Below are 25199 nucleotides of genomic sequence, written 5' to 3'. Positions count from 1 at the left end.
TCATTAAATTTTCTCAAAAAATCAACGATATTTTCAATTATTTTTTTCAATTCATGAAGTTTTTAATTTCTCGACCACATAACTATTAATACGGTACTATAACGAAGTAGAGTATTTTCATCGAAAATTTAATGGTTCTATAGCATAATGATGAAAAATATAATTAGGTAAAGGGAAAGTTTTTTTTAAATAGATTAGAATTAGAAAAGATATCTGATCTTTGAGATAAATAAAAAAAAATCTACGAAACACACCAATTTGATATGCGGAGTATAGATGTACCAGTTAATTTACACTACTTTCGGTGTTTTTCATATTTCCAATGAAAAATTAATATTTAACAGCTCATTTTTTGAGTGTTATTCATCAATATTCTTATAACAATAAAAGTTATATAATCTGCAAACAATCATGGTATATGCAGGGGTACCCGAGCGGTCAAAGGGGGTGGACTCAAGATCCTCTGGCGCAGGCCTACAAGGGTTCGAATCCCTTCCCCTGCACTTATTTTAAGTTTTTTGTAACAGAATAGTTAAAAATCAAAAATCTGTATAAAGTATGGGATGGATTTATGAAAAATGAAGTAATGATGAAAATGATTGAACACTTCAAACGGATGTGAGAAGAATCAATCATGCATTAAAAGTTTTTGATTTTGCACACATCATCAGTGATGAACAATCTCTAGATAAAAAACCAAAGAAATTATAAGTTATACAGCAATTCTTCATGACATTGGCATTAAAAATTCAGAAAAGAAATACAACTCCTCAATAGGAAAATATCAAGAAATTGAAGGTCCACCAATAGCACGTAAAATACTTTCTGATTTAAATATTTCAGAAGAGATCATCTATCGTGTTTGTTACATAATCGGAAACCATCATTCCTATTTAAAGATAGATAATATTGATTTTCAGATAGTTGTTGAGGCAGACATGCTAGTAAACATATTTGAAGAGAATATGAGCAAGAAGCAATTGAAAATATCCAAGAAAATATTTTTAAAACAGAAACAGGAAAAAAATTAATGTCAACAATGTATCTTAATAATAATTTATAATACAGGTAGATCTAGAAGAATTAAATGCATCCTAAGAATGGGACAATAGTATGTGTTAGGATATCAAATTAATATAAATTATTAGGAATAGAATGCAACGAATCTATTCTACTATGATAATTAATAAAAAAATACGTCAATCTTAATTGGAGGGCAAAATAGTAAGGACTAATTGATGCAGTAACTAAAAAGGCCAATAAAGAACTGCAAAAGTAGTTTAAAGATAAAGGTGAAAAAAAACTAGAGAAAGAGCTTAAAGAGGAACTTAAAAGGTACCCGAGCGGTCAAAGGGGGTAGACTCAAGGTCCTCTGGCGTAGGCCTACAAGGGTTCAAATCCCTCTCCTGACTTATTTTTATATATTCTCATTATCTATTAGTATTTTATAAAATAAATTATTCTTATGTTCCTTTTAGTAATCTTAAATAATGATTAAAGGCGTATTGTTAAGATTGACTTTTTCAAAATTTTAAAGGTGTTAAGTAGCATTTTTAATAGTAAATTAATAATTTTGGCAGTTTTTCCATCTATACTTATATGAACAAAACTCTAGTTTAAAAAAAAAAGAAAGGATACAATCGGCTTTTTTTTAAGCAGGTATGAAAGGTTTGCCTGCATAATTATTTGGAATATTATACGTTATAATGGTTAAATCATCTATATAGGCCCTAGTTCTATTATCGAAAGTCATATTTGAGTTAAAGATGCCTCCACCATTAGTTGCTCTATTACCAATGAGTGTTGAGCCATATACATATAATAAGTTTGTATTATAAATCCCTCCACCCGAGCCAGCAGTATTGTTTGTGATTGTTGAATCTTCAATAGTTAATAAACCATTATTACCGATTCCTCCACCATCAATATTTGCGCTGTTGTTTACGATTATTACCCTACTTAAAGTCATTGTTGCGGTGTTATCAATGCTCCCACCATTCCTTGCAGCAGTATTGCCTGTGATTGTTGAATCTTTTATAGTTAATATACCATTATTAAAGATTCCTCCACCATTCCAATTTGCACGGTTGTTTTCGATTGTTACCCTACTTATAGTCATTGTACCGCCGTTATCGATTCCACCACCACATTCTGAAGTACTGTTTGTGATTGTTGAGTTTTCTAGGTTTAAAATGCCATCATTATGCATTCCTCCACCATCACAAAGTCGGTTATTCCCTCCATTTTTTATGATGAAGTTGGCGATTGTGACTGTAACTCCTGGTGAGATGGTTATGCAATTGGATGCGTTTTGCCCATCAATAACTGTATTTTGTGTGTCTCCAATTAGTGTGATGTTTTTATTGATTTGAAGATTCTCCATGTATGTACCGGATGCTACTCTTATAATGTCACCAGGATTTGCAGCGATTAAAGCGTTTTCAATATTTCGTTTAGGGGTTTCTGGTGTTAGTCCATCATTCCGGTCTGTACCATTTTTAGCTACATATATTGTTCTGGCACCATCTGTAACATTGTTATTTTCACTGATATTCATACTATCATGTTGTACCATGTTGATAGCATAGATTCCAGGAAAACTTCCCATAATCATTAAAACCATTAAAAATATCGGGATTTTTAAATATTTCATCATATTTCTCCTCCCATTTTTTTTAAAATTAATTTTTCTTCTTGTTTTAATAAAAAGGGTGCCAGCTTTTTTAGGCTGGAATGAAAGGTTTGCCTGCATAATTATTTGGAATGTTATAGGTTATAACGGTTAAATCATCTATATAGGCCGTACTTCGAGTAATATTTGAGTTAAATATGCCTCCACCATTATTTGCCCTATTACCAATGATTGTTGAGCCATATACATATAATAAGTTTGTATTATAGATCCCTCCACCTGAATTAGCAGTATTGTTTGTAATTATTGAATCCTCTATAGTTAATAAACCATTATTGCTAATTCCTCCACCATTAGTATTTGCGCTATTGTTTAGGATTGTTACCCTAGTTAAAGTCATTGTACCGGTGTTAGAGATGCTCCCACCATCATCCGTTGCAATATTGCTTGTGATTCTTGAATCTTTTATAGTTAATAAACCATTATTACAGATTCCACCACCATCCCAACTAACGCTGTTGTTTATGGTTGTTACCCTAGTTAAAGTCATTGTACCGCCGTTATCGATTCCTCCACCATAATGTGATGTATTATTAGTAATCGTTGAGTTTTCTAGGTTTAGTGTGCCCTCATTATGTATTCCTCCACCATAACAAAGTCGGTTATTCTTTCCGTTTTGGATATTGAAATTGGCTATTGTAATTGTAACTCCTGTTGAGATGGTTATGCAATTAGATAAGTTTTGCCCATCAATAACCGTATTTTGTGCTCCAATTAGTGTGATGTTTTTATTGATTTGAAGATTAGTGTGGTATGTTCCAAGCCCTACTCTTATTGTATCACCTGAGTTTGCAGCTATTAGTGCGTTTTCAATATTTCGTTTAGGGGTTTCTGGTGTTAGTCCATCATTTCTATCTGTTCCATTTTTTGCAACATATATTGTTCTGGCACCATCTGTAACATTATTATTTTCACTAATATTCGTCCCATTATTATCGTGTTGTACCTGGTTGATAGCATAGATTCCAGAAAAGCTTCCCATAATCATTAAAACTACCAAAAATATCTCGAGTTTAAAATATTTCATCATATCTCTCCTATTTACTATTTGGGGGGTTCATAAGTAAGTAAATTCCTAATGTCGATGCCATATTCTGCTTTGAGTTTAAACATATAAAATAATACTGCTGTACTGGATGCAGCGACACTTACTCCAAATCCAAATATCGTTTTTGAATTGCCACAAATACTACAAATTTTATCGCGATAACTAGAGCATTTGTACTTTAAACTATTCTTTACTAAAAGGGCCTGGAATTCTTCCAAACCATTCTGATAATCAAGAGGAACTTCTTCGTCTATCTTTGCTTTAACTTTTGGTTTACAACCATCACACATTCTATAGGCGCCGTTAGCTGCCACACCAATACCTCCTACTCCAATCGCCGCAATAACAAGTGAAGTTCCTGTATTGATTCTAGAATCTTTCACAACCAATTCATTATATTGTTTATTCCATATTTGCCTTAGTATATAGTCATTATAAGAATAATTTGAAGGGCTAACAAGAATGTTAAACTTTAGATCAGGGTTACTATATTTACCATCACTATGCCAAACATGTAAATCATTAAATCTGTTAGGATCTTCGTTTATATCAATTGACCCTGATTTTAAATGTATATTAGAATTATCAATACTAATAAGACGCATATACCTGATATAACCATCAGAATCCCTAATTTGTACAAATATATTATCTTTATTATAGGTGCTATTATTCACGTATTTATATAATTCATCATATGTACACTGTATATTCATCATACCTGTTATTTTAGGGCCATTAGCATCATTACTAAGATAATCTTTCATTTTTTTTGCGTCAGCTATGAATTTGTCAGTATCATCTCTTGTGTCTTGAAGTTTTCCTTGGGTTAGATTCTCGTATTCCTCAGGATGATAATAATAGTTCTCATCTATTAGGTAATTTAAGAAATCCTGAGTATTATTAAGCATAGCATCTGATTTTGTATATAACCTGTCCTCTTGTTGTTGTAGGTATGCATCTTGTTCAGGTGTTAGTTCTGTGCTAGTTCCCTCATTAAAAGTATTAAAAACAGTGTCTCTGAATAGAGTATACAAATGAAGGCCGTAATCCTCTTGATCATAAGTCTGATTGTAATTTTCTTTTAAGGAATTATTTTTTGCTTGTATTGCTGCTGTTGCAGGTGTTATGCTGCACACTAATATGATTACAATGAGTATTAGAAGGTTTTGAGAAAATTTTAAACTCATATTTATACCTCCTTGGGTATTTCAAGTACAGGTATGGGATTTATACGGATATTTACAGTTACATGGCCCATTTTTCCATCTTTACCTCTAAACTCGAATTCAAAATGGTCTTCACCAGTATATCCTTCGTATGGTCCGTACAGGAATTGTAAACCTGGACCTGGTAATAAGTCACCGTGTTCTGGACTTTTAACCAAGAGAAATTGAAGTTCTCTCCAATCATTAACTGGTGGCTGTTTTACAATAGGTATCCCATCAAAAGTAGTTATATTCATATTATACGGTATCTTTTCCTCTATTTTAGTGTAAGTGTTCAGATCTTTTTCATTAAGCCCAGCTGAACTCTCCAATTTATTTGCCATGTTGTTAAATTTATCATATACTTTAAGTAGTATCATGGAAACACTGCCTAGAATTATGCCCACTAATGTTATACTGATCGATCCATCAATCATTGGAATAGCTAGCGGAGGACATATAAATACTGAAGCAGTTCCGGCTGCTAGTAGGACTACGCCAACAACAGCACAAAATATTGTTGCCTTATTAAACACATTTTTGATACCGTTTAATGTGTGAGCTTTGGTTTGTGCTTTGTGGGCAGAGTTTTCAGTTTTGTCTATATTTTCTTGTTGTACATATACGGTATTTTGAAGCGCGTTTTCTGTATTTACTTCATTTGCAGGTGATAATTCTATACATTCACCCGTAAGTGGTACTTCGATTATTTTATCTCCAGTACCTTTTAAAACAAGCATTTGGATAGTGATTGGTGTATCAGTAGGTGAATTGCCTAAAATTTGTCTTCCAGTATTATTATTTGTCTTTATTTCTTGAACTGCAAGATATCGGGGATATTTATCTTGGCTTAAATACTGGACAATATCACCCTTTTTTAATTCACCAGCATTAATATTCTTAACTGTAAAAGTAGTGCCCTCACGATCAGTTAATTTATCAGCCATGGCGCGAGCATCTTTTTCACACTTAGGATTATCTACATTATTAATATAAGAATCACTATCCACTTCTAAACTTGAACCTAGGTTCTCTACTTCATTATTTAACTTATCCACTGAACCCTTAAGCTTATCTGAAGTATTTATTATTTGTGGGACTGTTTTTAAAATGTCCTTGGTTATTTTTGGCCATTTCCAAAATTTCCAATTATAATCATCGGCTCGGTGTTTAACATAATTTAAATCGTTATCTAAAGAATCAGCATAATTTTGTATCTCGTTTGTGTCCTGTTCTATAGTCTTTAATGACGTTTCATTATCGTCGGATATTTCTGATTTACTCGGAATTACAATCTTAGGTATTGTATTAACATTTCCATTTGATGCATTTGCTAATCCCGCACTTGCAGGAGTAATACTCACAACTAAGATGATTACTAAAAATATTAAAAATTTTCCTTTTTTATTATTTAAAATCATTGCAAAAGAACTCCTTTATAAATAAATTCATAAAAGTTAATATTTAATTTAAAATGTAAAAGTTTTAGTATAAAAAGTTATCTAAATAGAATTGAAAAATATATAAATTTGTATAACAATTTAACTTCTTGATTAAATATAAACAAAAATATAGTTAGAATGATGGAATAAAGCAAAATATTTAAGATAAAAATAATAAAGATGTAAATAATACAGTTAAAGATAATTTAAGTTCCAAGTAATAGATTGAATCAAATTACGGGAATATCTATAACACAATTTATAATTATTCTCACATTAGGTTATATATAGTCTGAAAAACTAATTAAGAGTTATTTATTACCTTTTCCACATTTTTTTAATGATAGAAATTTTGAAAATATTGATAAGTTTTTTTTATTCTTCTGCGTTTATGGGTGCCTGATGGGCAATATTAAATTCTCCACAATTATTATATTTTTTTTAAGATCATTTTCAATAGAATAAGAAAAAATATTTATTATAAATTTGTAATATTTTATGCAAAAATTATTGTTATTGGAAAATTAATTAAAATTCAGAATTCATAATATAATATGATAAGAAAAAGGGGTTGATAATGTATGGATAAATTTGAGCAATTAATTCACGATGTAATGGAACTATCAGAAAGTGAGAGAAATAAAAAAATAGAAGAATATAAAGGATCATGTATATGTCCAACATGTCCAACATGGAATAAATGTGCAGAAAATGCTAATGAAAAATTATTCTGTGTAACTGGGAAAAATTTGGATTGTATTAAAGAACTAAAGGGCTGTATGTGTCCTACATGTCCATTGGCCATATCCCTTGATGTGGGAAAAATATACAATTCATACTGTTTATATGGCAGTGAAATGGAGCAAAGAGGATAAAAGAAACTTTAAAATAGATTTATAAAAAAATTATTATTTAGGTTTGCAGTATTAACAAACCTAAAAAATTTCTATATTATTTTTATTTAATATTTTATTCCAGATCCACCTGATGTACTATTTGAACTACCATTACTTGATGGTGAATTTGTAGAAACAACTATGGTACCGGTCATAGATGGTTGGATAGCAGAATGGTATGCGAAACTTCCAGTTTGATTGAAAGTATAGTTATAACTCATTCCATTAGTTAGATTACCACTGTTAAACAAGCCAGTATCACTCACAACATCGTGTGTTGTTGTATCTTTATTAATCCAAGTTACTGTAGTTCCAACTTGAACATTCAATGTTGATGGATTAAAAGACGAGTTTTGTATTGTCACGATGGAGGTTTGACTTGATGTACACCCCGAAACTGCAACAATACCAAAAATCAAGAAAACCCCCACAAATATTAAATTTCTATCCATCTTAAAAATCTCCCCCTAATTTTTATAACGAATATAACAACTTCTTTCAGTATATATGATCTTATTACACCTAATTAATAAATTTAATTAAAATGAGTAATGAACTTAAAGTTACAATTCCAAAGTATGGTAAGAATGGTTTACCCAAGATTGTGGTAATATGTTATATAGTTTAACATTATTATTGATCTCGTTTTTTTTTATCTATAATAATTTTATGGAAAAATTAACAAATCATACAAAAAAAGGGATGTGGATAGCTCCAAATTGAGCTACTATGTCTTTTACAAATTTACATTTTAGATTTTAACATATCACGAGTTTTTTTAAGATATTTGAGTTTAAGTTCTAACATTTCGATTTTTTCATCCATTTTCATGGCTGCCATCATCATCATGTCTTCCTTACTCATCATTTCCATCATTTTCTCGCTCATCATACCCATTCCACCCATCATATGTTCTTTGTGTTGTCCCCACATATTATCTACCTCTTTTTTTTAATTCGATGTTTCCAATTAATTCACAAAAATTCGAATGAATTTTTTGCAAGCTAATTTCAACTCAACTTATTTCATCCTATTACATTATTATACACCATAATGAATATATTTTACGATATGATGAATAAACTAATTAATTTACCAAAATTTCATTAAATCGGTAATAAAATTTTAAATAAATGATTATTGATTTAATATTCGAGATCAAATCAAAGATATACAATCTAAAAGGTTATCTAAAGCTTTAGAAAAAAAGAAGAACAATTACGCAAAATAGATAACAATTCAATACATAAACTTTTAAAAAATTTAAAAAAAATATAATTAAAATAAGGGTTTTTGATAATATTATAAAATTTATTCGGTTAATGTGAAGTAGAATACTGTGCCATGACATGGTTCTGATTCGGCCCAGATCTGTCCTCCATGTTGTAGAACTATTTTCTGTGCAATTGCAAGTCCAATTCCAGTTCCTTCATACTCATCCCATGTGTGAAGCCTTTGGAAAATAACAAATATCCTTTCGAGATCTTTTTTGGAGATCCCAATACCATTATCCTTTACAGAAAAAAGAAATTTACCTTCCTTCTTCTGAGCAGATATATGGATATTTGGATCTTCAACATCTCTGTACTTTATTGAATTACCTATCAGGTTTTGGAATAGTTCGACCAGCTGATTTTTATTGCCAGTAATTACCGGCAACTCTTCGTATGTTATACTGGCATTATTTTCATCGATTGAAGATTTTAAGTTTAGTAATGTCTTTTTTAGTACTTCTTCACAATCCACTTCATAATACTTTATTTCTTTACGGCCAACTCTAGCATAGTCTAGTAAATCAATTATCATGGAATCCAGATGTTTAGCACCGTCCACAGCATAGTTTATATATGATTTTGCTTCTTCATTTAGTTGGTCGGTATATTTATCTTCTAATAATTCAAGGAAACTTTTTATCATACGTAATGGTTCCCTTAGGTCGTGTGAGGCAACAGAAGCATACTGTTCCAGTTCCGCATTGGATCTTTTTAATTTTTCATTTAGGTTTTTTAGCTTTTCTTCAGTATTTTTATGTTCTGTAATATCCACAATAGAAGCAATTAACTGTTTAGTGCCTGGTATGAGTTCTACAGTAATATGAGCATAGCCAATGCTTTTGTTTTTCCTTAAAAACTTGAATTCATAAGTATTTGGGGCAGTATCATGTTCACTGTATCGGAGGTTACGATAAACCCTAATTTTTTCTGCATCATCCCCTACCACCAAATTTGTCCAGCTTTTACCTTCTACTTCCTCTCGGGAGTAGCCAGTGATATTTTCAAACTCAGAATTTATAAGCGAAATAGTATTGTCTTCGTGAACAATCACCGTTCCAGCTCCAGTATTTTCAAATATGGTTCTGTATTTGTCCTCTGATTCTTTAAGAAGCTTTTCTGTATCTTTTCTACTTGTGATGTCCTGAACAAAGCCTTCAAAATAGATTGGGTTATTTTCCTTATCCCGAACAACTCTTATACTTAGATCTGCAATCCCTTTATCACCATTTTTTCGAATGAACTCAGTTTCAAATTTAAGAATCCCATCGCTGGCACTGATTCTTTTAATGATATTTGTGTGATGTTTTTGGTCTATGTAAATATTTTCATTAATCTCATCATTGGAGTTTATCATGTCTTCTGGGGATTCATAGCCAAACATCTGTGCCATGGTGCTGTTGACTTTTTGAAACTTTCCTTTGGGTGTGGATTGGAATATACCTATTCCTGCATTTTTAAAAATATTTCGATAGTTCTCTCGTGACAGTTTCAATTTCCTGTCTATTTTTTCCCTTTTTCCTATCTCAATTTGAAGCTGTTTATTTATTTTTTTAAGCTCATCAGTTCGCTCTTCAACCAAATCTTCAAGGTTTTCACGATATTGCTTAAGCTCTTTTTCATCCATTTTTTTAGATGTTATATCCCTTATGGATTCAATTGCACCTACAATTGTACCTTTTTTGTTGTACAATGTGGTGGCTTTACCCCATAAATAGGTAGGCTTTCCACTAAGTGATGGGATGTAAATTTCGGCTGTAATAGACTTTCTTTCTCTAGAGATTGAGTAGTATTCACTTTCTAATTTCTTGCTGGATGATAATGCAAGATCTATTAAAAGCTTTCTTCTTTTACCGTAGAAAGGTATTGAATATTCATAAAGGCCCTTTCCAAGCATCTTCTCTGCTTTAATATTTGTCAGGTCCTCCATGGCTTGGTTCCATGCAATTACATGCTCCCCAGAATCTATTACAAAAGTAGCATCGGGTAAAAAGTTAATGATATCATATAAACGCTCTTTAGAATCAATAAATTCTTCAGCAATGATTTTAGGATGAATTTTTCCTTCAATTTTGGTAGGGGATGTAACGTGCTCCCCATCTTCATGGATCATGTTATCCCAAAAATATTAACATTTTAAATAATCAAATAAAATTTATTATTTATATAATATACTATAGTTTTGTGTTAGTTTGTAACCTATGCTTATAGTTTATTGTTTATTAACGATCATTAACATTGTTAATTTAAAAATCAGTGAAAAATATATCAATATTTGATTTAAAAAATATTTTTGAACAAAATTATATGATATCCATTTAATTACTGTTTCATGGATTTATTTATTATTTTCAAATAAAATAGTTTATAAATCTTTTATTAAATTTTATGATATTATTTGATTTAATTATTAATTCTATTGTTTATTGATTCGTGAATTTTTATTGTACAGTAAAAACATTTAAATAGTAAAATGACACATGTTTCATTATCGTGACATGATGTTCAGTTATAAATTCATGGTGTAATTATTTAAAACATTATGTATAATAATTTGGCAATGTGTCGTGGTCAAAATATAATATTATCCTTGAAAAGATAACTTGTATGGAGTGATAATTAGTGACTAAAGCGATTAGAAAGGAAAGAGAACGTGAAATACGCAGTAATGATATTATAGATGCCGCTGAAAAATTATTTTTCACGGAAGGTTATGATAACGTTGCAATGAGTGACATAGCCCGTGAAACAGAAATGGCAAGGGGCACATTGTACAAGTATTTCAAAAACAAGGATGATATCTACGCTGCCATTGCAATAAGAGCATCAAAAATCATCAGTGAAATGTTTAAACACATCGATCAAAAGAACCAGACAGGAATAGAAAAAATAAAGACTATCTGTATAACATACTACGAATTTTACAAAAAACACAGGGGATACTACGAAGCCTACTATCATTCAGGAATGTTTGAAAATAAAGAGTCTCCAAATCTTGAAAATCTTAGAAAAATCAGGATAAATAGCTTTCAAGTAGTCATAGATGCATTAAACGAAGGGATCAAAGATGAAACCATTAGGAAAGAAGTAGATCCAGCTCCAACAGCATTGATTATGCTATGCATGTCCAATACTGTAAATAATTTAGTTCCAGTCACCAAAATGTATATGGAAAATTATGAGATGACACAGGATGTGCTCTTTGAAAACACATTAGATTTGGTAATACGTTCCATTGAAAGTATAAAATAAAAGTTCAAGACAATAGGTGTTTTGTAAAATGGGGGAAATTATATTTTAGATTAGTGATAGTTAACTAAGACAGAATTGTAAGTTTTTTAAATTATGATTTAATATTTGGGGATAAAATTAAATTGAAGAATAAAAATTATTATTTTTATATTCTAATTTTATATTCAATAAAACCCTTTTACGCTGCTCATTCGGCATCAAGAATTTTTAGTCATATTAGTTTGGGGGATTAATAAAAATATAATTCAATTATTAATAATCGGGGGAAAATTTAATGTTAGATATAGCTTTTAAAGATTTTAAAGCCAAAAAAAGTCGTGCTGCAATGTGTATAATAGGGGTTATGGCATGTGTTTTACTAATTGGCGTCGTAAACATTGTAATGTATGAAATGCAGTCGGGTCTAAAGGGAGATCTAGGTACAGTTAAAGATAATCTGTATTTTGAGCAGAATGGAACCAGCTTTCCACCTGCAGGAAGTATCATCGATGAAAGCATTGGTAACGAAGTGCTTGATCGTAGCGAAGTAGATAAACAGAAAAGCACAAAAGCACTGTTTGCACCGTTACAGGGGAGCACAACAGGCAGTGATGAAAGTCCAGCAATGGTTGTAGGTCTCACACCAGGAAAAGAACAGGCATTTATTGGAAACAATACAGTCAATGGATCAAATTCACTGGTAGGTGCTAGTGAAAATGCAGTAATTATAGGATCAGAAATTGCCAAAAAATACAATGTAACAGTTGGTGGAACATTTAAAGTCAGTGATGATGAATTTAAAGTGGTTGGAATCATCAACAAAGTTGGAACTGGATGGCCGTTAACAATAGACAATTCCATTGTCACATCATTATCATATGCTCAGACAGTATCTGACAGGCCTAATCTTATTTCAACGGTTATAATATCACCTAACAGCCAATATACAACAGACACTGTTGAAACCAATTTACAGGATGCATATCCAAAATACGATATATACACTCAAAAGGATACACAGAAAACCATCGACAAAAATTTAAAGGGAGTATTAACCTTTATGAACATGATTGTTGTCATGATCTTTGCTGTTTCAATGGTTCTCATAATGAATGTTATGATGATGTCTGTAAAAGAGAAAACCAAAGACATAGGTACAATGCGGGCAATTGGAACCAAGAAAAGGTCAATTATGCTCTTGATAATATATGAATCATTAATTCTAAGTACCATAGGTGGATTAATAGGTATACTGTTTATATCTCCAATTTATAATGTTCTTGGAATATTTATGGGTGCCACTAGCTTCAACTTCACCATACCATCAATGGTTGTAATTCAAGTTGCTTTGATTGTACTGGTTATTGGAACATTCTCAGGATTACTACCAGCTTACCTGGCCAATAGAATCAGTCCAATAGAAGCTTTAAGACATGAATAAAAAAAATTTAGGGATATTAAAAAGGTGTTATAAATGGAAAATTTAGTAAATGGTAAAACTTTGGAAAACCTATGATTTAGGCGGTATACAGGTTAATGCTCTAAGAGGTTTGAATATAACGGTAGAAAAGGGTGAATTTGTATCTATAATGGGTCCTTCAGGATCTGGTAAATCAACACTCATGAATATGATAGGATGTCTTGATACACCAACACAAGGAAAACTCATAATAGATGGAAAGAAAACATCATCCATGTCAGAATCTGAACTCACCAAGTTAAGAGCGGAGAAAATTGGTTTTATCTTCCAAACATTTAATCTGCTCCCTGCATTGAGTGTACGTGATAATGTAGAGTTTCCAACAAGAAACTTGAGTGGTGATAAAAAGCTTAGTAAATCTTCAAGGAAAAAAAGAGTAGAGGAATGTCTGGAAAATGTAGGTTTAGGCCATAGAATGGATTACTTACCTGCAAAACTTTCTGGAGGAGAAAGACAGAGAGTTGCAATTGCACGTGCACTGGTAAACAAACCAAAATTTATATTAGCAGACGAACCAACAGGAAACCTTGATTCAGAAGCAACAGAAAATATAATGAACCTATTACACGATGTAAACAGGGAAGGAACCACAGTTATCATGGTAACACACGATGCAGAAACAACAGACAAAACAAGGATCCTTAAAATAAGAGACGGTGTAATAGAACAGAGTAAAATAAATGAAAAGGTTTTGACTGTTCCAACAGCGAATCTAATTTAAATGGATCTGATAGGAAATCAAATAAATTATTTAAAAAAAGAATGGGGAAATTATCCCTAATATTTTTATTTTTTTTTTAATAAATATTTTAAATTAGGTATTACTAGATTTATTGTCTGCGGATTGTGTGTTAGTGATTTTTAATCGTGCAATAATCACTAATGATAATAATAGCAGTATTGCACCGATCCAAAATGTAGCATTAGGTACTATTAGGTCATAAACCAATCCTGCAAATAAAGGACCTAGTGCAGCCATTAAACCAAGTAATGATGAATTCACTCCAAACATTTCTCCTTGTTCGTTGGATGGTGTATTGTTTGATAATAATGCACTTAATACTGGCAATATTAATCCGAGTCCGATAGAGATGGTGACAGCTATAACGTATATAGTCCATAATGATGTTACATATGTGATAAAATTAGACTGGCAGCCATTATGAGATATCCCATTGAAATTAGAGTTTTTTCTTTAAATTTCTTTGATAATGTTCCAATTAAGCCTCCTTGGATTGTTATTAGGGTAATCCCAGATATTATCATTAAAATTCCCAATTCTAAAGGTGAGATATTAAATTTGTGGATTAGGTAAACTGGTATGTTTATATTAACACCATCAAAGATGAATTCGGTAATTCCAGAAATTATTAAAAGTCCTCTAATAATGGGTCTTCTTAACATTCTCCCTATTGCATTAAAGGGATTTATATCATTTAATTGTTTTATGATTTCTCTTATTTAATGGTAAAGATTCAGGTAATAATATCAAACATAATATGATTTCAATTAATGCGAATATTCCAGCAATATACACAGGCGTGTCAAGGCTTATTTGACTTAATAAACCGCCAAAAATCGGTCCAATAATTACACCCAAGGTTGTTGCAGCTCCAAATAATCCAAAATTCCTGGTTTTGTTATCTTCATTTGATATATCTGATAAATAAGATTGGACAATTGCCATATTACCGCCGGTGAAGCCATCAATGGCACGACTAATATATAAAACCCATAATGCACCACCAATTCCAAAGATAAAATAACCAATTGCTGAACCCATGAAGCAAATCAGTAGAATTGGACGACGTCCATAACGATCAGATATCCTGTCAAGAATAGGTGCACCGAAGAAACTCCAATTAAACCATTTTGATTTTTAATTCCTCTAATAAATCGGAAAGACTTAACCTTTCAATTATTTTTATGCCATTTTCAAAGTAAATTTCACAAGTATTTGAAATAAGACAACAACTTGAAATTCCCAATTTACGAATGAAAAGTAATTCACAATTTTTTCCATTGTATTTAGGATAATCTTCTTCTAACAGATTTAATATTATTTTTCCTTCTTCAAAATTGATTTTCCCCGATTGAAACATGTTATCTAAAACATTGAGGTAGAGTATTTTTTCAAAGGCATAGCCTTCTTTTTCTCCTTTTTCACCAGTGTAGAAATCAATTGTATTCTTTGAAACAATGTTCTGTTGAATCAACTGGTTCTTTGACATTGAGATCTCCATGAAGTTTGGAGAAAGCATGTTGGCAAGTTCATCCAGTGAAATGTTTCCCTTCATATTCTTGATTTTATCAATTCTATCAAGTATTTTTTCCTTTGGAAAAAAGGTTTCCTGTCCTGTGAATGTGGATTTCCTAATGAACCAATCTTCAGGTATCAGATTTTTCCTCTTCCACCGATATAATTGACCATAGGATATTTTGGTCAATTCTAACAATTCTTTCTTTGATATTAAATCGGATTCCATAACAAAAATCATTCCCCCATTTTTTTGATCATTAATATTGACTAATTTCATTTTTTTTAATCATATTCTGAAATAATCACGTAACATAATATTGTTCTACTGTTATTTTTTTAGTATATAAATCTTTGTCAAATAATTTGCAGTAACAAAATTTGCTAAATTTAAGTAGATTAGCTTTAAAATGAATATTCAACCAACAAAATAAAAAAAAATTAATTTAAAACAAGTTTTTTAACATTCTAATAATATAATCAATAAAAGACTCCTTAGGAGTATTGCTGCTAGTGCTGTTTATACTATCTTTTATAGCAGATAATGATGCTGATGCACCTTTATTTAAATCATTCTGTATTATTGAATCATCATGGGTTTGAAGCCAGCTATTCCAGCTAACTGCTCCTTGATTTTTACCATCTTGCATTATAGTATTCAAATCCCCATTAACAGAGGTTGCAATAGGGTTAAGTTTTTTGGCATGGTTCTCATACTTGCTATGGTCTGCATAGTTTTCTCCGCTTACTGCATGGGGTGCTGAGAAAGTATCTGATATGTAATGACTTGCAACGCCATAATCATAACTTGCATTACTATAATCTCCCTTATCATAGGAAGCTTTACCCTGGTCAAGCCACATTTTTGCTTTGTCATAACTTTTAGGATAACTGTGGTAGGTGAAGTCATGAAACTTTTCATCAGGATCATTAGAACCATCATGCATTGCATTCAAATCCAATTTCTGCTGAACATCAACTGGTAAACCATAATAAACCACATCAACAATATCTGAATGTGTTTTCCATGTCCATGCATCACTAACAGGCATTAAAATTAATGATAATATACTTATAACCAAAATAAGATTCATAAATTGTTTTAGTTTCATTTTTTCATCATTTAAAAAATTATAATTCGATATAATAATTTCTTTCCTACAAAGTATAAAAAAGAATCTATTAAACTACCAATTATTTGTTTAAATAAATGAATATGTATTGTTAGAATAAATAAGGGTTATAAAACCTATAATATTTCTAAAGCTTTAGATATGATGAATTATACACTATTTCAATTCATACAAGTTGCAAAACCATGATCATGAGCTTAAAAACTTATTTTAAACCAAGAATTAGATTAACAATAACAAAAAGAGCAGTTGAAAGGCAAATACACGGGATATGTGTAAATCAGACAGTTGAGAACATTCAACTTTAAAATACCCAAATAAATTAATGGCTTAAATTGTACAATACCTAAAAATCAAATATTTATTCTCAATTCAAATAAATTTTGAACCATCAAATATCTACAGAGCTCACATCCTACATCATGAACATTGGTATTAATTATTTTTTTATTTCTACTATTCTACTCATAAACTTGACACATTATATGATATGGTTCTAGTTATAAGTTGAGCCTTGATTTGCAATAAAATGGATGACCAATAGAAAAGTTTAAGCTATGTTTAGGAAATAAAATATAATATCTCATCTAACTAGTCTAATATCAATTTAGTGAGAATATTAAAATGTGCGAAACGAAAATAGAGTTTAAATGTTTGTACTGTGGAACGTTATACGATCCTAAAGAAGAGCTTGATTGTCCAGAGTGTGATGGTAAGGATAAAATTGTAGATAACATAAGTGCTCCATTACATCAATAAAATCAAAATTAATTCTGGATTCAAAGCTGAGATAGACTATTTAAGCGATCTTTAATTTAAACATCTAACTTTTTTATCAATTTATCTCTGGATATACATTATTTTACATTAAAATACTGTTTAAAAAAACGTTTTGTATTTATCTAAATATAATTTTATTTGAATCGTTAACTATAAATATCCTGATTTTTAACATCTATCTTAATTAAAAAAATTTTTTGAAAATTGATAATTAATTATATTGTTAATATTAATTATTCAAGACAACAATTGCAACCTTGAGAAAGATAAAATGTGGAAAACCAAGATAGAGTTTAAATGTATACACTGTGGCGCATTATACAACCCTAATGAAGAGCTGGATTGTCCAAAATGCAATGATAAAGATAAAATTGTAGATAAAATTAATTCTTCATTTACAACAAAAAACAAGAATTTAAGCGGTTCTTGAATCAAGATTAAGAATGTTGCAGTGATTTTTTATTAAATTAAGATATAAATTTCAAATATAAATTTTAAACATTTTTTTTGAATAACTTGCGAAAAAATAAAAAATAATAAAATAAATGTGAATTTATAAAACCATTATTTTTTTTAATATTTTAAATTTTTACTATTTTTGAATAGAATATCCTAACTTGATCTTGTATGATCGCAAGTATTAAATATGTAAATTGACTAATCAGTCTATAGTTATGTTTAGGAGTACAATAAAAATTATCAATGTGATACCATGAACGATAAAAAGCAGGGCATATTAGATGTATCACTTAAGTTGTTTGTTGAACGCGGGTTCCATGGAACATCAACAGCAGAAATTGCAAAAACAGCTGGAGTGGCCACAGGAACATTATTCCATTACTTCAAAACCAAAGAAGAATTGATAAACACCCTATACCTAAACATCAAGGGTTGTATGTTGAACGATGTTAAGGGAAACTACAACGATAAAGAATCATTTAAAGAAAATGTAAAAAAATTATGGCTAAAATTCATCAACTTCGGCATCAATAACCCTTATAAATTCCAATTTATCCTAATTTTCCACAGTTCACCATATATTACTTCACTTACCAAAGAACAAGCTGAAACCAGATTTGTGGAAGTAATGGAAATCTACAAGAAGGGCATTGAAAAGAATGAAATCAAAATGGTGTACAATGAAATGGTAATGGATTATTTCTGGGGCAATATCTTTGGAACTGTAAGCCATTTCACCAAGTATCCAGAAAACTTGAATGAAAAAAATATCAATTTAGCATTTGAACTTTTCTGGGATGGAATATCAAAATAATGATAAAAATTTTGTTAAAGATAAAAAAATTAATAGATAAATTTGTGGAGGGCTAAAATACAATGCTATACCGGAAAGTAGAAAAAAATGGGGATGAACTATCGGTTTTAGGGTATGGTGCAATGAGATTGCCATCTAAAAACGGAAGAACAGACGAAGAAAGATCCATTAAACAGATACGATACGCTATAGACCATGGTGTAAATTACATAGACACAGCAATAGCCTACATGAACGAACCACTGGTTGGAAGAGCACTTCAAGATGGCTACAGAGAGAAGGTTAAAATTGCAACCAAACTTCCACCTTGGAATGTGAAAAATAAGGAAGATATTGAAAATGTTTTCAAAGTCCAGCTTGAAAATTTCAACATAGAATACATAGATTACTATATGCTACACGGCCTCCACGCAACAAACTGGAAAAAGATGATTGAACTGGATGTATTAACATTCTTAGATAGAATAAAAAAAGCTGGAAAAATCAAAAATGCAGGTTTTTCATTCCACGGAGATAAAGACACTTTCAAAGAGATTGTAGATTCATACGACTGGGATTTTTGTATGATACAATACAATTATCTTGACGAAGAAAACCAGGCAGGAACAGAAGGTTTAAAATATGCTGCACAAAAAGGATTGGGAATAATAGTTATGGAACCTTTTAGAGGAGGTAACCTCACACGTGCAATACCTCCCGAAGTTCAAGAAATATGGGACAAATCAGAAGTAAAGAGAACACCTGCGGAATGGGCCTTAAGATGGGTTTTAAACCATCCTGAAGTAACATGTGTTCTTTCAGGAATGAATGAAGAGGAACACATCGAAGAAAATCTCAAAATTGCGGATGAAGCAGTGCCAAATTCACTTTCAAAAGAGGAATTAGACATAATAGGGCAGGTCAGGGATAAATATAGGGAACTTATGAAAATAGGATGTACTGGATGCCGCTACTGCATGCCATGTCCATCTGGAGTTGATATAGCCAAATGTTTCGAGATGTACGATTCCTCAAAAATATTTCCTAGTAATAAAATAGAAACACAGATTATGTATGCACTGAGTTTAGGAGTAATCCATGGTAAACCCGCTTACGCCTCTAATTGTACCAAGTGTGGGAAGTGTGAAAGACATTGTCCTCAAGAATTACCAATCATGGACCTTTTAGACGATGTATCAGGTGATATGGAAGGTGTTATAACCAAAATATTCCCACCAATATTCAAGACATACCTACGTTTTGATAAATACCGGACTGACAGAAGAGCAAGGAACATGTAAAGAATAGGAAGAATATTCCGAACTAAATTATAGTTTTTTGGGATTATAACCCATTTTTTACCACCATCATAAATTTAATCTCTCAATTCGTGCATAATTATGGTCTAATTTATGAAGAATCTATATCTTCTTCATTCAAATAATAATACACATCAAATGATATTTAAAATATTGTTTGTGGAATTTGAAATTGTGGAACAATAATATGTGGGTCTGTTTTCAGTTCTCCCCAATTTTTGATTTGGAGTGATAAAATGGCAATGACAATTAATATTCCCTTTGAATTGGAGGTAAAATTTAGGATAATGGCCCTAAACAAATTCGGAGATAAAAAGGGTAGATTATCAAAGGGTGCAATAGAAGCCTTGGAAGAATGGTGTAATAAACAAAATTGATACTTAAAGATTCTAAACATTTATTAAACAAATTTTATTATTTTATTTTTAAATTTACATATTTCCCATAAATTTTTGGTGTAAGAGAAGTTCATAATTTTTTTTATTTATTTTATTCCTCTGTGAGTTAATTCAATTTCCAATGGATTATTGTTATTCATTTTTTAGGAATGTTTGTTATAGTTGTGTGTTGGCCTAATTTATACTCTTGTTTGGATTTTTGTTATCTTAATCATTTTTTCATTTCTAAAAATCCTCTATCTCTAAGCAAAACCTTTATAAATAAAATGCGTTGAATTAAGTAAATAGAATAAACTTATTGTGTTACTGATATGATTGTTATGTTTTGAATTTTATTGTGGGGTGGTTAAAATGGTTGAATCTGAAATTTCTGGTACAATGGACACTAAACGTCTTGAAACTCTTGTTGATGGTATATTTGCCATTGCTATGACTTTGCTGGTTTTGGGGTTAGCTGCTCCTCAAATCTCTGGCCCGTTAACTAATGCAGCTGTGACAAATGCTATTCTTAATATCATACCAAATCTTATATCACTTATAATTAGTTTCGTTCTTCTTGCTGTTTTCTGGAAAATACACCATCGTATTTTTAAACAGATAGACAGGATGGATGGCACATTGTTGTGGATAAATGTGATCTGGCTGCTGTTTATTGTATTGGTTCCATTTTCATCAACATTAACAGGTGATTACGGCCAGTTTCCAGTAACACATGTTGTGTTTAATTTAAACATGCTGGGTATAGCTGTACTTCTCTTCTTAAACTGGGAATATGCAACTAGACACAATTTTATACTTGATACAGTAGACAAAGCACAGATTATCTTCACAAAAAGGATTAATATCGCATTTACCGGTCTGGTGTTTCTGGCAATATTGCTCTCCTATTACATCCCATCATATGCGGAAGTAGTTTATTTAATTATCTTCCCATTAGAACAGGTGTTACAGCGGTTGTAATGAATAATAAATAATTTATTTATTTTTTTTCTTAAATTATTTCTTGCACCACCCAATTTTTATTCATAAAAACAGTTTTTAAACTGTAAAATCTATCATTAATTTCATTAATGAAAACCAACATAATAAAGTTAGATTATTATTTGTTACTATGGGGATTCAAACATGGAATTTAAATTTCTTAAATCTGACAACAAAAGGATAGAAAAAAAGTTAGAACAATTAAACAAGGAATATTTGGAAATTGAACATCAAAAAGAACTGGATAAAATTGAGGAAAGATGTAATGAAATAAAAAAACAATCGGGTAATAATTTAAAAGCAGAAATATGGGCTGATATTTACCAAGATGTTCTTACACTTGAGAAAAAATCGGATGAATATAAAAAATCTGAAAAAAAGAAATAAAATAGATGAATAATACCTAAAAATAAAGATTAATTAAAAAAATAAATACATAATCTATTAAACCCTAATTATTATTCACCCTTTCTTATATTCTAATTATAAACTGTTTGTAGATAATTTACGCTCAAATGGGTAAATAGAGTTTAAACAACATTTATTGAAACATTATTCTTCTTACAGATCTGTACAATGTAATCTGAAGACATGAAAAGACTGGATGTTATTTTGATTTGCTGTTTGAATAAGTCACTTGATTCCACACCAAAAATTATAATCCCCAGTACATTATTCTGTGAATCCATAACAGGACCTCCACTTTCACCCTTAGTTGTTTCGGCAGTGGTACCATAATATATTGAGCTATTTGCGACAGTCTGTGATGTGGAAGATATTGTAAACCAGTTGACAAGATTTTCAAATATGGATTGAATATTGAAATTGTTATTGGAGTTTGTGCTATTTTTAGCTGTTTCGGTGGTTAAAAATCCATTAGAAATGGATGGTTTCAGCTCCTGCTGATTAAAACTTGAATTTGTGCTGTTCGAACCTGGATACCCATACATATGGACTTTTTCTAGAATCGTAGGCTTTTTTGAACTTATATTAAGTGTGGGTAAATTATTAAGATTTGTGTTGAGCTTTAAAAGTGCCACATCTTCACCTATATTAGGATTTCCCACATCCACAAGTGTTGCGGTAAATTTCTGGTCAATATTTGGTACTTTGACTTTTATAACCTGTTTTGTAGAACTAACAGATAGAAGACCTCTCTGAATTAATGCATTGGTTGTGCTGTTTGGATCGGCCGAGGAAGTTCCAAGTTCAGATACTAACTCTGGATTGTACTGGTCAATATAACCTTTAACAGCCGCCATTTCGGTATAACGTTCTATGTCGCTACTACTCAATATTTTAAGCTGCTGTTTATCGAGTGCTTTAAGATCACCTACCACATGGAGTGCTGTTATAATATAACCATTGTTGGTTACAATAAAACCTGTACCTGTATCCATGGGATAGTATATCACAGTGATTGCTGTAGTTCTGTTAAGGAATGGATCATTGATTGTAACCACGCCTGAAACACCATTTTCAATATAAACAACGGATCCCGCTGTTTGGGAATTATAATTAGACTGGGAATTACCTCCAGTAAAGTATTGAACAGCAACAACACCTGCAATTATAATCAAAACAACTAAAATCAAGAGTGATAATTTTTTAAACTTCATTATTTCATTCCCTAGGATTTTTATCTTAATGTTGGAGAATACTCCATGTGTGAGGGTGGGGATGAATCCAACCACTACATATAAATAATAATTTAACAATAATTAATATTATCGTATGCGATAACCAAGCATACTACACTTAATCTAATCAGTACCGTAGGAACTACGGAAATTAAAGCTTCTCTGAAAAAAACCACATTAGTGGATTTAATGAAGGAAGAAGCTCCTTCCGAAAGGAAGGGGTAGTTCACTTGGATATCTTAAACAGATTTATAATGTATTTGTTTTGAATATATCAAATTATTTTTATGTGTATATACATTTTTCATTAACTAAAGAAATGTTAAAAGCTAAAATATTGTAAAATAAATAAAAACAAAAAAATAGAATTAATATTTATTTTAATTTACACATATAATTATCTTGATCTTAACTTAGATATCCTCTAATGTAAAAAACAGAGATTAAATGAGTTTAATCACAAAAAGATACCTATTTTAAGTTTAAAAGGCTTAAATCGGTCAGATTATTCTATTTTTATTATTTTAGGGAACCCCTCAGAGCCCTAAGTTCTGCCCCGCCACCAGAACAAATCATATTATGTTGTCATTATTTATTAATTCTTCTAATTAATTGTCAAACAAAGGTATTGATATACATCAGAAAATTTTGATTAAAAGGGATGGAAATAAATTGAATATACATATCATTATAATATAATTTGTAAAAAAATAATTAACTAATTTAATTTAGTGATTTATTCCTCATCTTTTAGAAGGGCAGCACACCTTCGAACCTGGTGGAATGGAATAACATCAACAGTAATATATTTTGTTTCAATATACTCACGGTAAATAAAAATTGCAGAAGAAACTTCAATTTTAACAATTTCTTGGTCGTTCTTTACAGCACCTACAATCTCCTTTAAAACAGATTGTCCATATAACTCATATGAATCTTCAAAATCCAGTTCAAGGCTTTGTATTTCTTTTTCAATTGCCATACAATTCCACCTCTATTTATTTTTAAGTAATATAACATTATAACTCTGTTACTAATTAAATTTTTTCTTTAAAAAAGAGAATGAATCAATTTAAATTTCAGTTTTAAATCTATCATCTAATAATGAAATCAAATAACCAAACTTGGATGGTAATGTGTTCATCCAGATTCATTGGGTTTTACAGTTCTTATCTAAGTTAAAGGGTAGTAAATAGAATTTAGCATGAAGAACAAAAGTATTACAAGAAATACAATGGTCATAATTGGACGCGACATATTTTTAATGCTGCGGTTGCCTTCTTTAATAGCACTGTACGCATGGTTTGTTCCAGAGAGGGCCAGGAATATTATTAAAACTGACATAATGGCTAGCTGAGCAAAGTAACCCCATCCTAACAGATATACAAGTATGGCTGTAATTGCAAGTGCAAGGTTATTTGCTCCAGATTGTCGTTGATAACCCCTTCCACCGGTGTATCCTGATTGCTCAGATGCACTTTCACCAAAGAATATACTTTCAATACCTGTTAAACCTGCAATAAAGATTACAGCAAATGCTGTTATTATACTGAACTGCTGTATCGGGTTGTTTCCCCAATAAATAGCCAGAAATATTCCAATGGCAATACCTGCCAATCTGCTTATCTCCAAAATATTGTTAATTTTAGTGTTCATGTTAAATCTCCAACAAAAGTCCAAATAAAGTAATTTTAACTATAAACATATTTATCTTCAAGGATATTAATATATCAAGCTATTTAAGTGTATTTGGATTATAATAAATTGATATTAAAAATAAATAAACCAAAGAAATTTAAAAAAAATATAAAATTATTACCAGCCTGTAAATGGACAATACCATTTACCATAGGATGGACAGTCGGTTCTGTCACATAACGCTGAATTAGCTGAGTTTGTTGCACTATTTGCGTTCATTTTACAGTCTATTGGTCTACTTTTAACTTCTATGTTCATTCCAAATCCATTATCCATAACATCCCCCTCGATTGAAATTTCTTCTAACCAATATATGACATATAATAACCTGTTTAAATATAAAAACTTTTAGTTTTTAATGTAAAAATTAGAAGAAAATGAACAAATATCCATTTATTAATACATTATGAGGATATTATGGGGCTGTCAAGTTGTTGGGGGTTGTTGATGTTTTCCGTGTTTTGTTGTCCATT

The 25199-nt window shown here is 30.8% G+C and carries 26 protein-coding genes, 1 tRNA gene and 1 pseudogene; 12 read left to right on the top strand and 16 right to left on the bottom strand.

Annotated features, from left to right (window positions below):
- The first annotated feature begins 420 nt into the window (after positions 1-420).
- Positions 421-503, top strand: a tRNA-Leu gene (locus K8N75_RS00130).
- A gap of 1148 nt (positions 504-1651) precedes the next feature.
- Here the strand turns inward: K8N75_RS00130 and K8N75_RS00125 are convergent.
- From K8N75_RS00125 to K8N75_RS00110, 4 genes are all read right to left on the bottom strand, one after another.
- Positions 1652-2653 carry a DUF1565 domain-containing protein gene (locus K8N75_RS00125; RefSeq protein WP_223790146.1) on the bottom strand — a complete coding sequence of 334 codons (1002 nt, stop codon included), beginning with the start codon at positions 2651-2653 and terminating at the stop codon, positions 1652-1654.
- A 70-nt stretch (positions 2654-2723) separates the two neighbouring features.
- Positions 2724-3719, bottom strand: coding sequence for a right-handed parallel beta-helix repeat-containing protein (locus tag K8N75_RS00120; RefSeq protein WP_223790145.1), 996 nt, complete (start codon positions 3717-3719; stop codon positions 2724-2726).
- Positions 3720-3736: 17 nt separating this feature from the next.
- Positions 3737-4930 (bottom strand): hypothetical protein, encoded by a 1194-nt coding sequence (locus K8N75_RS00115; RefSeq protein ID WP_223790144.1) that lies wholly within the window; start codon positions 4928-4930, stop codon positions 3737-3739.
- Between the two features lie 2 nt (positions 4931-4932).
- Positions 4933-6369, bottom strand: coding sequence for a hypothetical protein (locus K8N75_RS00110; RefSeq protein WP_223790143.1), 1437 nt, complete (start codon positions 6367-6369; stop codon positions 4933-4935).
- Between the two features lie 602 nt (positions 6370-6971).
- Between K8N75_RS00110 and K8N75_RS00105 the strand changes: the two genes are divergently transcribed.
- Positions 6972-7265, top strand: coding sequence for a DUF2769 domain-containing protein (locus K8N75_RS00105; RefSeq protein WP_223790142.1), 294 nt, complete (start codon positions 6972-6974; stop codon positions 7263-7265).
- A gap of 86 nt (positions 7266-7351) precedes the next feature.
- On the opposite strand, the gene K8N75_RS00100 is transcribed toward K8N75_RS00105, so the two are convergent.
- The 3 genes from K8N75_RS00100 to K8N75_RS00090 all read right to left on the bottom strand — a co-directional run bounded on the left by K8N75_RS00100 (position 7352) and on the right by K8N75_RS00090 (position 10670).
- Positions 7352-7738, bottom strand: a complete 387-nt coding sequence (locus tag K8N75_RS00100; RefSeq protein ID WP_223790141.1) for a cupredoxin domain-containing protein — start codon at positions 7736-7738, stop codon at positions 7352-7354.
- 292 nt (positions 7739-8030) lie between these two features.
- Entirely contained in the window at positions 8031-8219 is a 189-nt protein-coding gene (locus K8N75_RS00095; RefSeq protein ID WP_223790140.1) for a hypothetical protein, read from the bottom strand.
- A gap of 378 nt (positions 8220-8597) precedes the next feature.
- Positions 8598-10670, bottom strand: coding sequence for a PAS domain-containing sensor histidine kinase (locus K8N75_RS00090; protein ID WP_223790139.1), 2073 nt, complete (start codon positions 10668-10670; stop codon positions 8598-8600).
- Positions 10671-11179: 509 nt separating this feature from the next.
- Between K8N75_RS00090 and K8N75_RS00085 the strand changes: the two genes are divergently transcribed.
- From K8N75_RS00085 to K8N75_RS00075, 3 genes are all read left to right on the top strand, one after another.
- Positions 11180-11809 (top strand): TetR/AcrR family transcriptional regulator, encoded by a 630-nt coding sequence (locus K8N75_RS00085; protein WP_223790138.1) that lies wholly within the window; start codon positions 11180-11182, stop codon positions 11807-11809.
- A gap of 274 nt (positions 11810-12083) precedes the next feature.
- Complete coding sequence (locus tag K8N75_RS00080) at positions 12084-13229, top strand: ABC transporter permease (protein ID WP_223790137.1); 1146 nt, start codon at positions 12084-12086, stop codon at positions 13227-13229.
- 49 nt (positions 13230-13278) lie between these two features.
- Positions 13279-13989, top strand: coding sequence for an ABC transporter ATP-binding protein (locus K8N75_RS00075; RefSeq protein ID WP_223790136.1), 711 nt, complete (start codon positions 13279-13281; stop codon positions 13987-13989).
- Positions 13990-14082: 93 nt separating this feature from the next.
- Here the strand turns inward: K8N75_RS00075 and K8N75_RS00070 are convergent, their stop codons facing one another.
- From K8N75_RS00070 to K8N75_RS00055, 5 genes and pseudogenes are all read right to left on the bottom strand, one after another.
- The gene (locus K8N75_RS00070) at positions 14083-14355 is read right to left on the bottom strand and encodes an MFS transporter (protein ID WP_338038012.1); all 273 of its coding nucleotides are present in this window, start codon (positions 14353-14355) and stop codon (positions 14083-14085) included.
- Positions 14356-14396: 41 nt separating this feature from the next.
- Entirely contained in the window at positions 14397-14672 is a 276-nt protein-coding gene (locus K8N75_RS14025; RefSeq protein ID WP_338038009.1) for an MFS transporter, read from the bottom strand.
- Positions 14673-14700: 28 nt separating this feature from the next.
- Positions 14701-15114 (bottom strand): annotated as a pseudogene (locus tag K8N75_RS14020) (MFS transporter); the annotation flags it as partial.
- Positions 15115-15130: 16 nt separating this feature from the next.
- The gene (locus K8N75_RS00060) at positions 15131-15766 is read right to left on the bottom strand and encodes a YhbD family protein (protein WP_223790135.1); all 636 of its coding nucleotides are present in this window, start codon (positions 15764-15766) and stop codon (positions 15131-15133) included.
- A gap of 205 nt (positions 15767-15971) precedes the next feature.
- A complete protein-coding gene (locus K8N75_RS00055) occupies positions 15972-16637 on the bottom strand; it encodes a zinc dependent phospholipase C family protein (protein WP_223790134.1) in 666 nt (221 codons plus the stop codon).
- A 645-nt stretch (positions 16638-17282) separates the two neighbouring features.
- On the opposite strand from K8N75_RS00055, the gene K8N75_RS14015 reads away from it, so the two are divergent.
- The 7 genes from K8N75_RS14015 (at position 17283) to K8N75_RS00025 (ending at position 21775) form a co-directional block, all read left to right on the top strand.
- Positions 17283-17417: a hypothetical protein gene (locus K8N75_RS14015; RefSeq protein ID WP_255590743.1), complete on the top strand. Its 135-nt coding sequence runs from the start codon at positions 17283-17285 to the stop codon at positions 17415-17417.
- 292 nt (positions 17418-17709) lie between these two features.
- Positions 17710-17868, top strand: a complete 159-nt coding sequence (locus K8N75_RS00050; protein ID WP_156095966.1) for a hypothetical protein — start codon at positions 17710-17712, stop codon at positions 17866-17868.
- 282 nt (positions 17869-18150) lie between these two features.
- Positions 18151-18711 (top strand): TetR/AcrR family transcriptional regulator, encoded by a 561-nt coding sequence (locus tag K8N75_RS00045; protein WP_223790133.1) that lies wholly within the window; start codon positions 18151-18153, stop codon positions 18709-18711.
- A 62-nt stretch (positions 18712-18773) separates the two neighbouring features.
- Positions 18774-19991 (top strand): aldo/keto reductase, encoded by a 1218-nt coding sequence (locus K8N75_RS00040; protein ID WP_223790132.1) that lies wholly within the window; start codon positions 18774-18776, stop codon positions 19989-19991.
- 254 nt (positions 19992-20245) lie between these two features.
- A complete protein-coding gene (locus tag K8N75_RS00035; RefSeq protein WP_223790131.1) occupies positions 20246-20386 on the top strand; it encodes a hypothetical protein in 141 nt (46 codons plus the stop codon).
- Between the two features lie 372 nt (positions 20387-20758).
- Positions 20759-21367, top strand: coding sequence for a TMEM175 family protein (locus tag K8N75_RS00030; RefSeq protein ID WP_223790130.1), 609 nt, complete (start codon positions 20759-20761; stop codon positions 21365-21367).
- 165 nt (positions 21368-21532) lie between these two features.
- Positions 21533-21775, top strand: a complete 243-nt coding sequence (locus tag K8N75_RS00025) for a hypothetical protein (protein WP_223790129.1) — start codon at positions 21533-21535, stop codon at positions 21773-21775.
- Positions 21776-21918: 143 nt separating this feature from the next.
- Here the strand turns inward: K8N75_RS00025 and K8N75_RS00020 are convergent, their stop codons facing one another.
- The 4 genes from K8N75_RS00020 to K8N75_RS00005 form a co-directional block, all read right to left on the bottom strand.
- Positions 21919-23007, bottom strand: coding sequence for a trypsin-like peptidase domain-containing protein (locus tag K8N75_RS00020; protein WP_223790128.1), 1089 nt, complete (start codon positions 23005-23007; stop codon positions 21919-21921).
- Between the two features lie 757 nt (positions 23008-23764).
- Positions 23765-24010 carry a hypothetical protein gene (locus tag K8N75_RS00015; RefSeq protein ID WP_223790127.1) on the bottom strand — a complete coding sequence of 82 codons (246 nt, stop codon included), beginning with the start codon at positions 24008-24010 and terminating at the stop codon, positions 23765-23767.
- 191 nt (positions 24011-24201) lie between these two features.
- A complete protein-coding gene (locus K8N75_RS00010; protein WP_223790126.1) occupies positions 24202-24684 on the bottom strand; it encodes a DUF6790 family protein in 483 nt (160 codons plus the stop codon).
- 159 nt (positions 24685-24843) lie between these two features.
- Positions 24844-25002: a hypothetical protein gene (locus K8N75_RS00005; protein ID WP_223790125.1), complete on the bottom strand. Its 159-nt coding sequence runs from the start codon at positions 25000-25002 to the stop codon at positions 24844-24846.
- Positions 25003-25199: the final 197 nt, after the last annotated feature.

Source organism: Methanobacterium spitsbergense, from assembly GCF_019931065.1.
In the GTDB taxonomy this organism is placed as follows: Archaea; Methanobacteriota; Methanobacteria; order Methanobacteriales; family Methanobacteriaceae; genus Methanobacterium_B; species Methanobacterium_B spitsbergense.
This window is presented reverse-complemented; position numbering and strand designations above follow the sequence as displayed.

Excerpts from the sequence above, each read along its gene's own strand:
- K8N75_RS00010 (WP_223790126.1), bottom strand. The coding sequence starts at position 24,684 with ATGAACACTAAAATTAACAATATTTTGGAGATAAGCAGATTGGCAGGT.
- K8N75_RS00100 (WP_223790141.1), bottom strand. The coding sequence starts at position 7,738 with ATGGATAGAAATTTAATATTTGTGGGGGTTTTCTTGATTTTTGGTATT.
- K8N75_RS00050 (WP_156095966.1), top strand. The coding sequence starts at position 17,710 with ATGTGGAAAACCAAGATAGAGTTTAAATGTATACACTGTGGCGCATTA.
- K8N75_RS00080 (WP_223790137.1), top strand. The coding sequence starts at position 12,084 with ATGTTAGATATAGCTTTTAAAGATTTTAAAGCCAAAAAAAGTCGTGCT.
- K8N75_RS14015 (WP_255590743.1), top strand. The coding sequence starts at position 17,283 with ATGTGCGAAACGAAAATAGAGTTTAAATGTTTGTACTGTGGAACGTTA.
- K8N75_RS00090 (WP_223790139.1), bottom strand. The coding sequence starts at position 10,670 with ATGATCCATGAAGATGGGGAGCACGTTACATCCCCTACCAAAATTGAA.
- K8N75_RS00040 (WP_223790132.1), top strand. The coding sequence starts at position 18,774 with ATGCTATACCGGAAAGTAGAAAAAAATGGGGATGAACTATCGGTTTTA.
- K8N75_RS00110 (WP_223790143.1), bottom strand. The coding sequence starts at position 6,369 with ATGATTTTAAATAATAAAAAAGGAAAATTTTTAATATTTTTAGTAATC.
- K8N75_RS00030 (WP_223790130.1), top strand. The coding sequence starts at position 20,759 with ATGGTTGAATCTGAAATTTCTGGTACAATGGACACTAAACGTCTTGAA.
- K8N75_RS00095 (WP_223790140.1), bottom strand. The coding sequence starts at position 8,219 with ATGTGGGGACAACACAAAGAACATATGATGGGTGGAATGGGTATGATG.
- K8N75_RS00045 (WP_223790133.1), top strand. The coding sequence starts at position 18,151 with ATGAACGATAAAAAGCAGGGCATATTAGATGTATCACTTAAGTTGTTT.
- K8N75_RS00125 (WP_223790146.1), bottom strand. The coding sequence starts at position 2,653 with ATGAAATATTTAAAAATCCCGATATTTTTAATGGTTTTAATGATTATG.
- K8N75_RS00055 (WP_223790134.1), bottom strand. The coding sequence starts at position 16,637 with ATGAAACTAAAACAATTTATGAATCTTATTTTGGTTATAAGTATATTA.
- K8N75_RS00075 (WP_223790136.1), top strand. The coding sequence starts at position 13,279 with ATGGTAAAACTTTGGAAAACCTATGATTTAGGCGGTATACAGGTTAAT.
- K8N75_RS00015 (WP_223790127.1), bottom strand. The coding sequence starts at position 24,010 with ATGGCAATTGAAAAAGAAATACAAAGCCTTGAACTGGATTTTGAAGAT.
- K8N75_RS00005 (WP_223790125.1), bottom strand. The coding sequence starts at position 25,002 with ATGGATAATGGATTTGGAATGAACATAGAAGTTAAAAGTAGACCAATA.
- K8N75_RS00035 (WP_223790131.1), top strand. The coding sequence starts at position 20,246 with ATGGCAATGACAATTAATATTCCCTTTGAATTGGAGGTAAAATTTAGG.
- K8N75_RS00115 (WP_223790144.1), bottom strand. The coding sequence starts at position 4,930 with ATGAGTTTAAAATTTTCTCAAAACCTTCTAATACTCATTGTAATCATA.
- K8N75_RS00025 (WP_223790129.1), top strand. The coding sequence starts at position 21,533 with ATGGAATTTAAATTTCTTAAATCTGACAACAAAAGGATAGAAAAAAAG.
- K8N75_RS00120 (WP_223790145.1), bottom strand. The coding sequence starts at position 3,719 with ATGAAATATTTTAAACTCGAGATATTTTTGGTAGTTTTAATGATTATG.
- K8N75_RS00105 (WP_223790142.1), top strand. The coding sequence starts at position 6,972 with ATGGATAAATTTGAGCAATTAATTCACGATGTAATGGAACTATCAGAA.
- K8N75_RS00020 (WP_223790128.1), bottom strand. The coding sequence starts at position 23,007 with ATGAAGTTTAAAAAATTATCACTCTTGATTTTAGTTGTTTTGATTATA.
- K8N75_RS00060 (WP_223790135.1), bottom strand. The coding sequence starts at position 15,766 with ATGATTTTTGTTATGGAATCCGATTTAATATCAAAGAAAGAATTGTTA.
- K8N75_RS14025 (WP_338038009.1), bottom strand. The coding sequence starts at position 14,672 with ATGTTAAGAAGACCCATTATTAGAGGACTTTTAATAATTTCTGGAATT.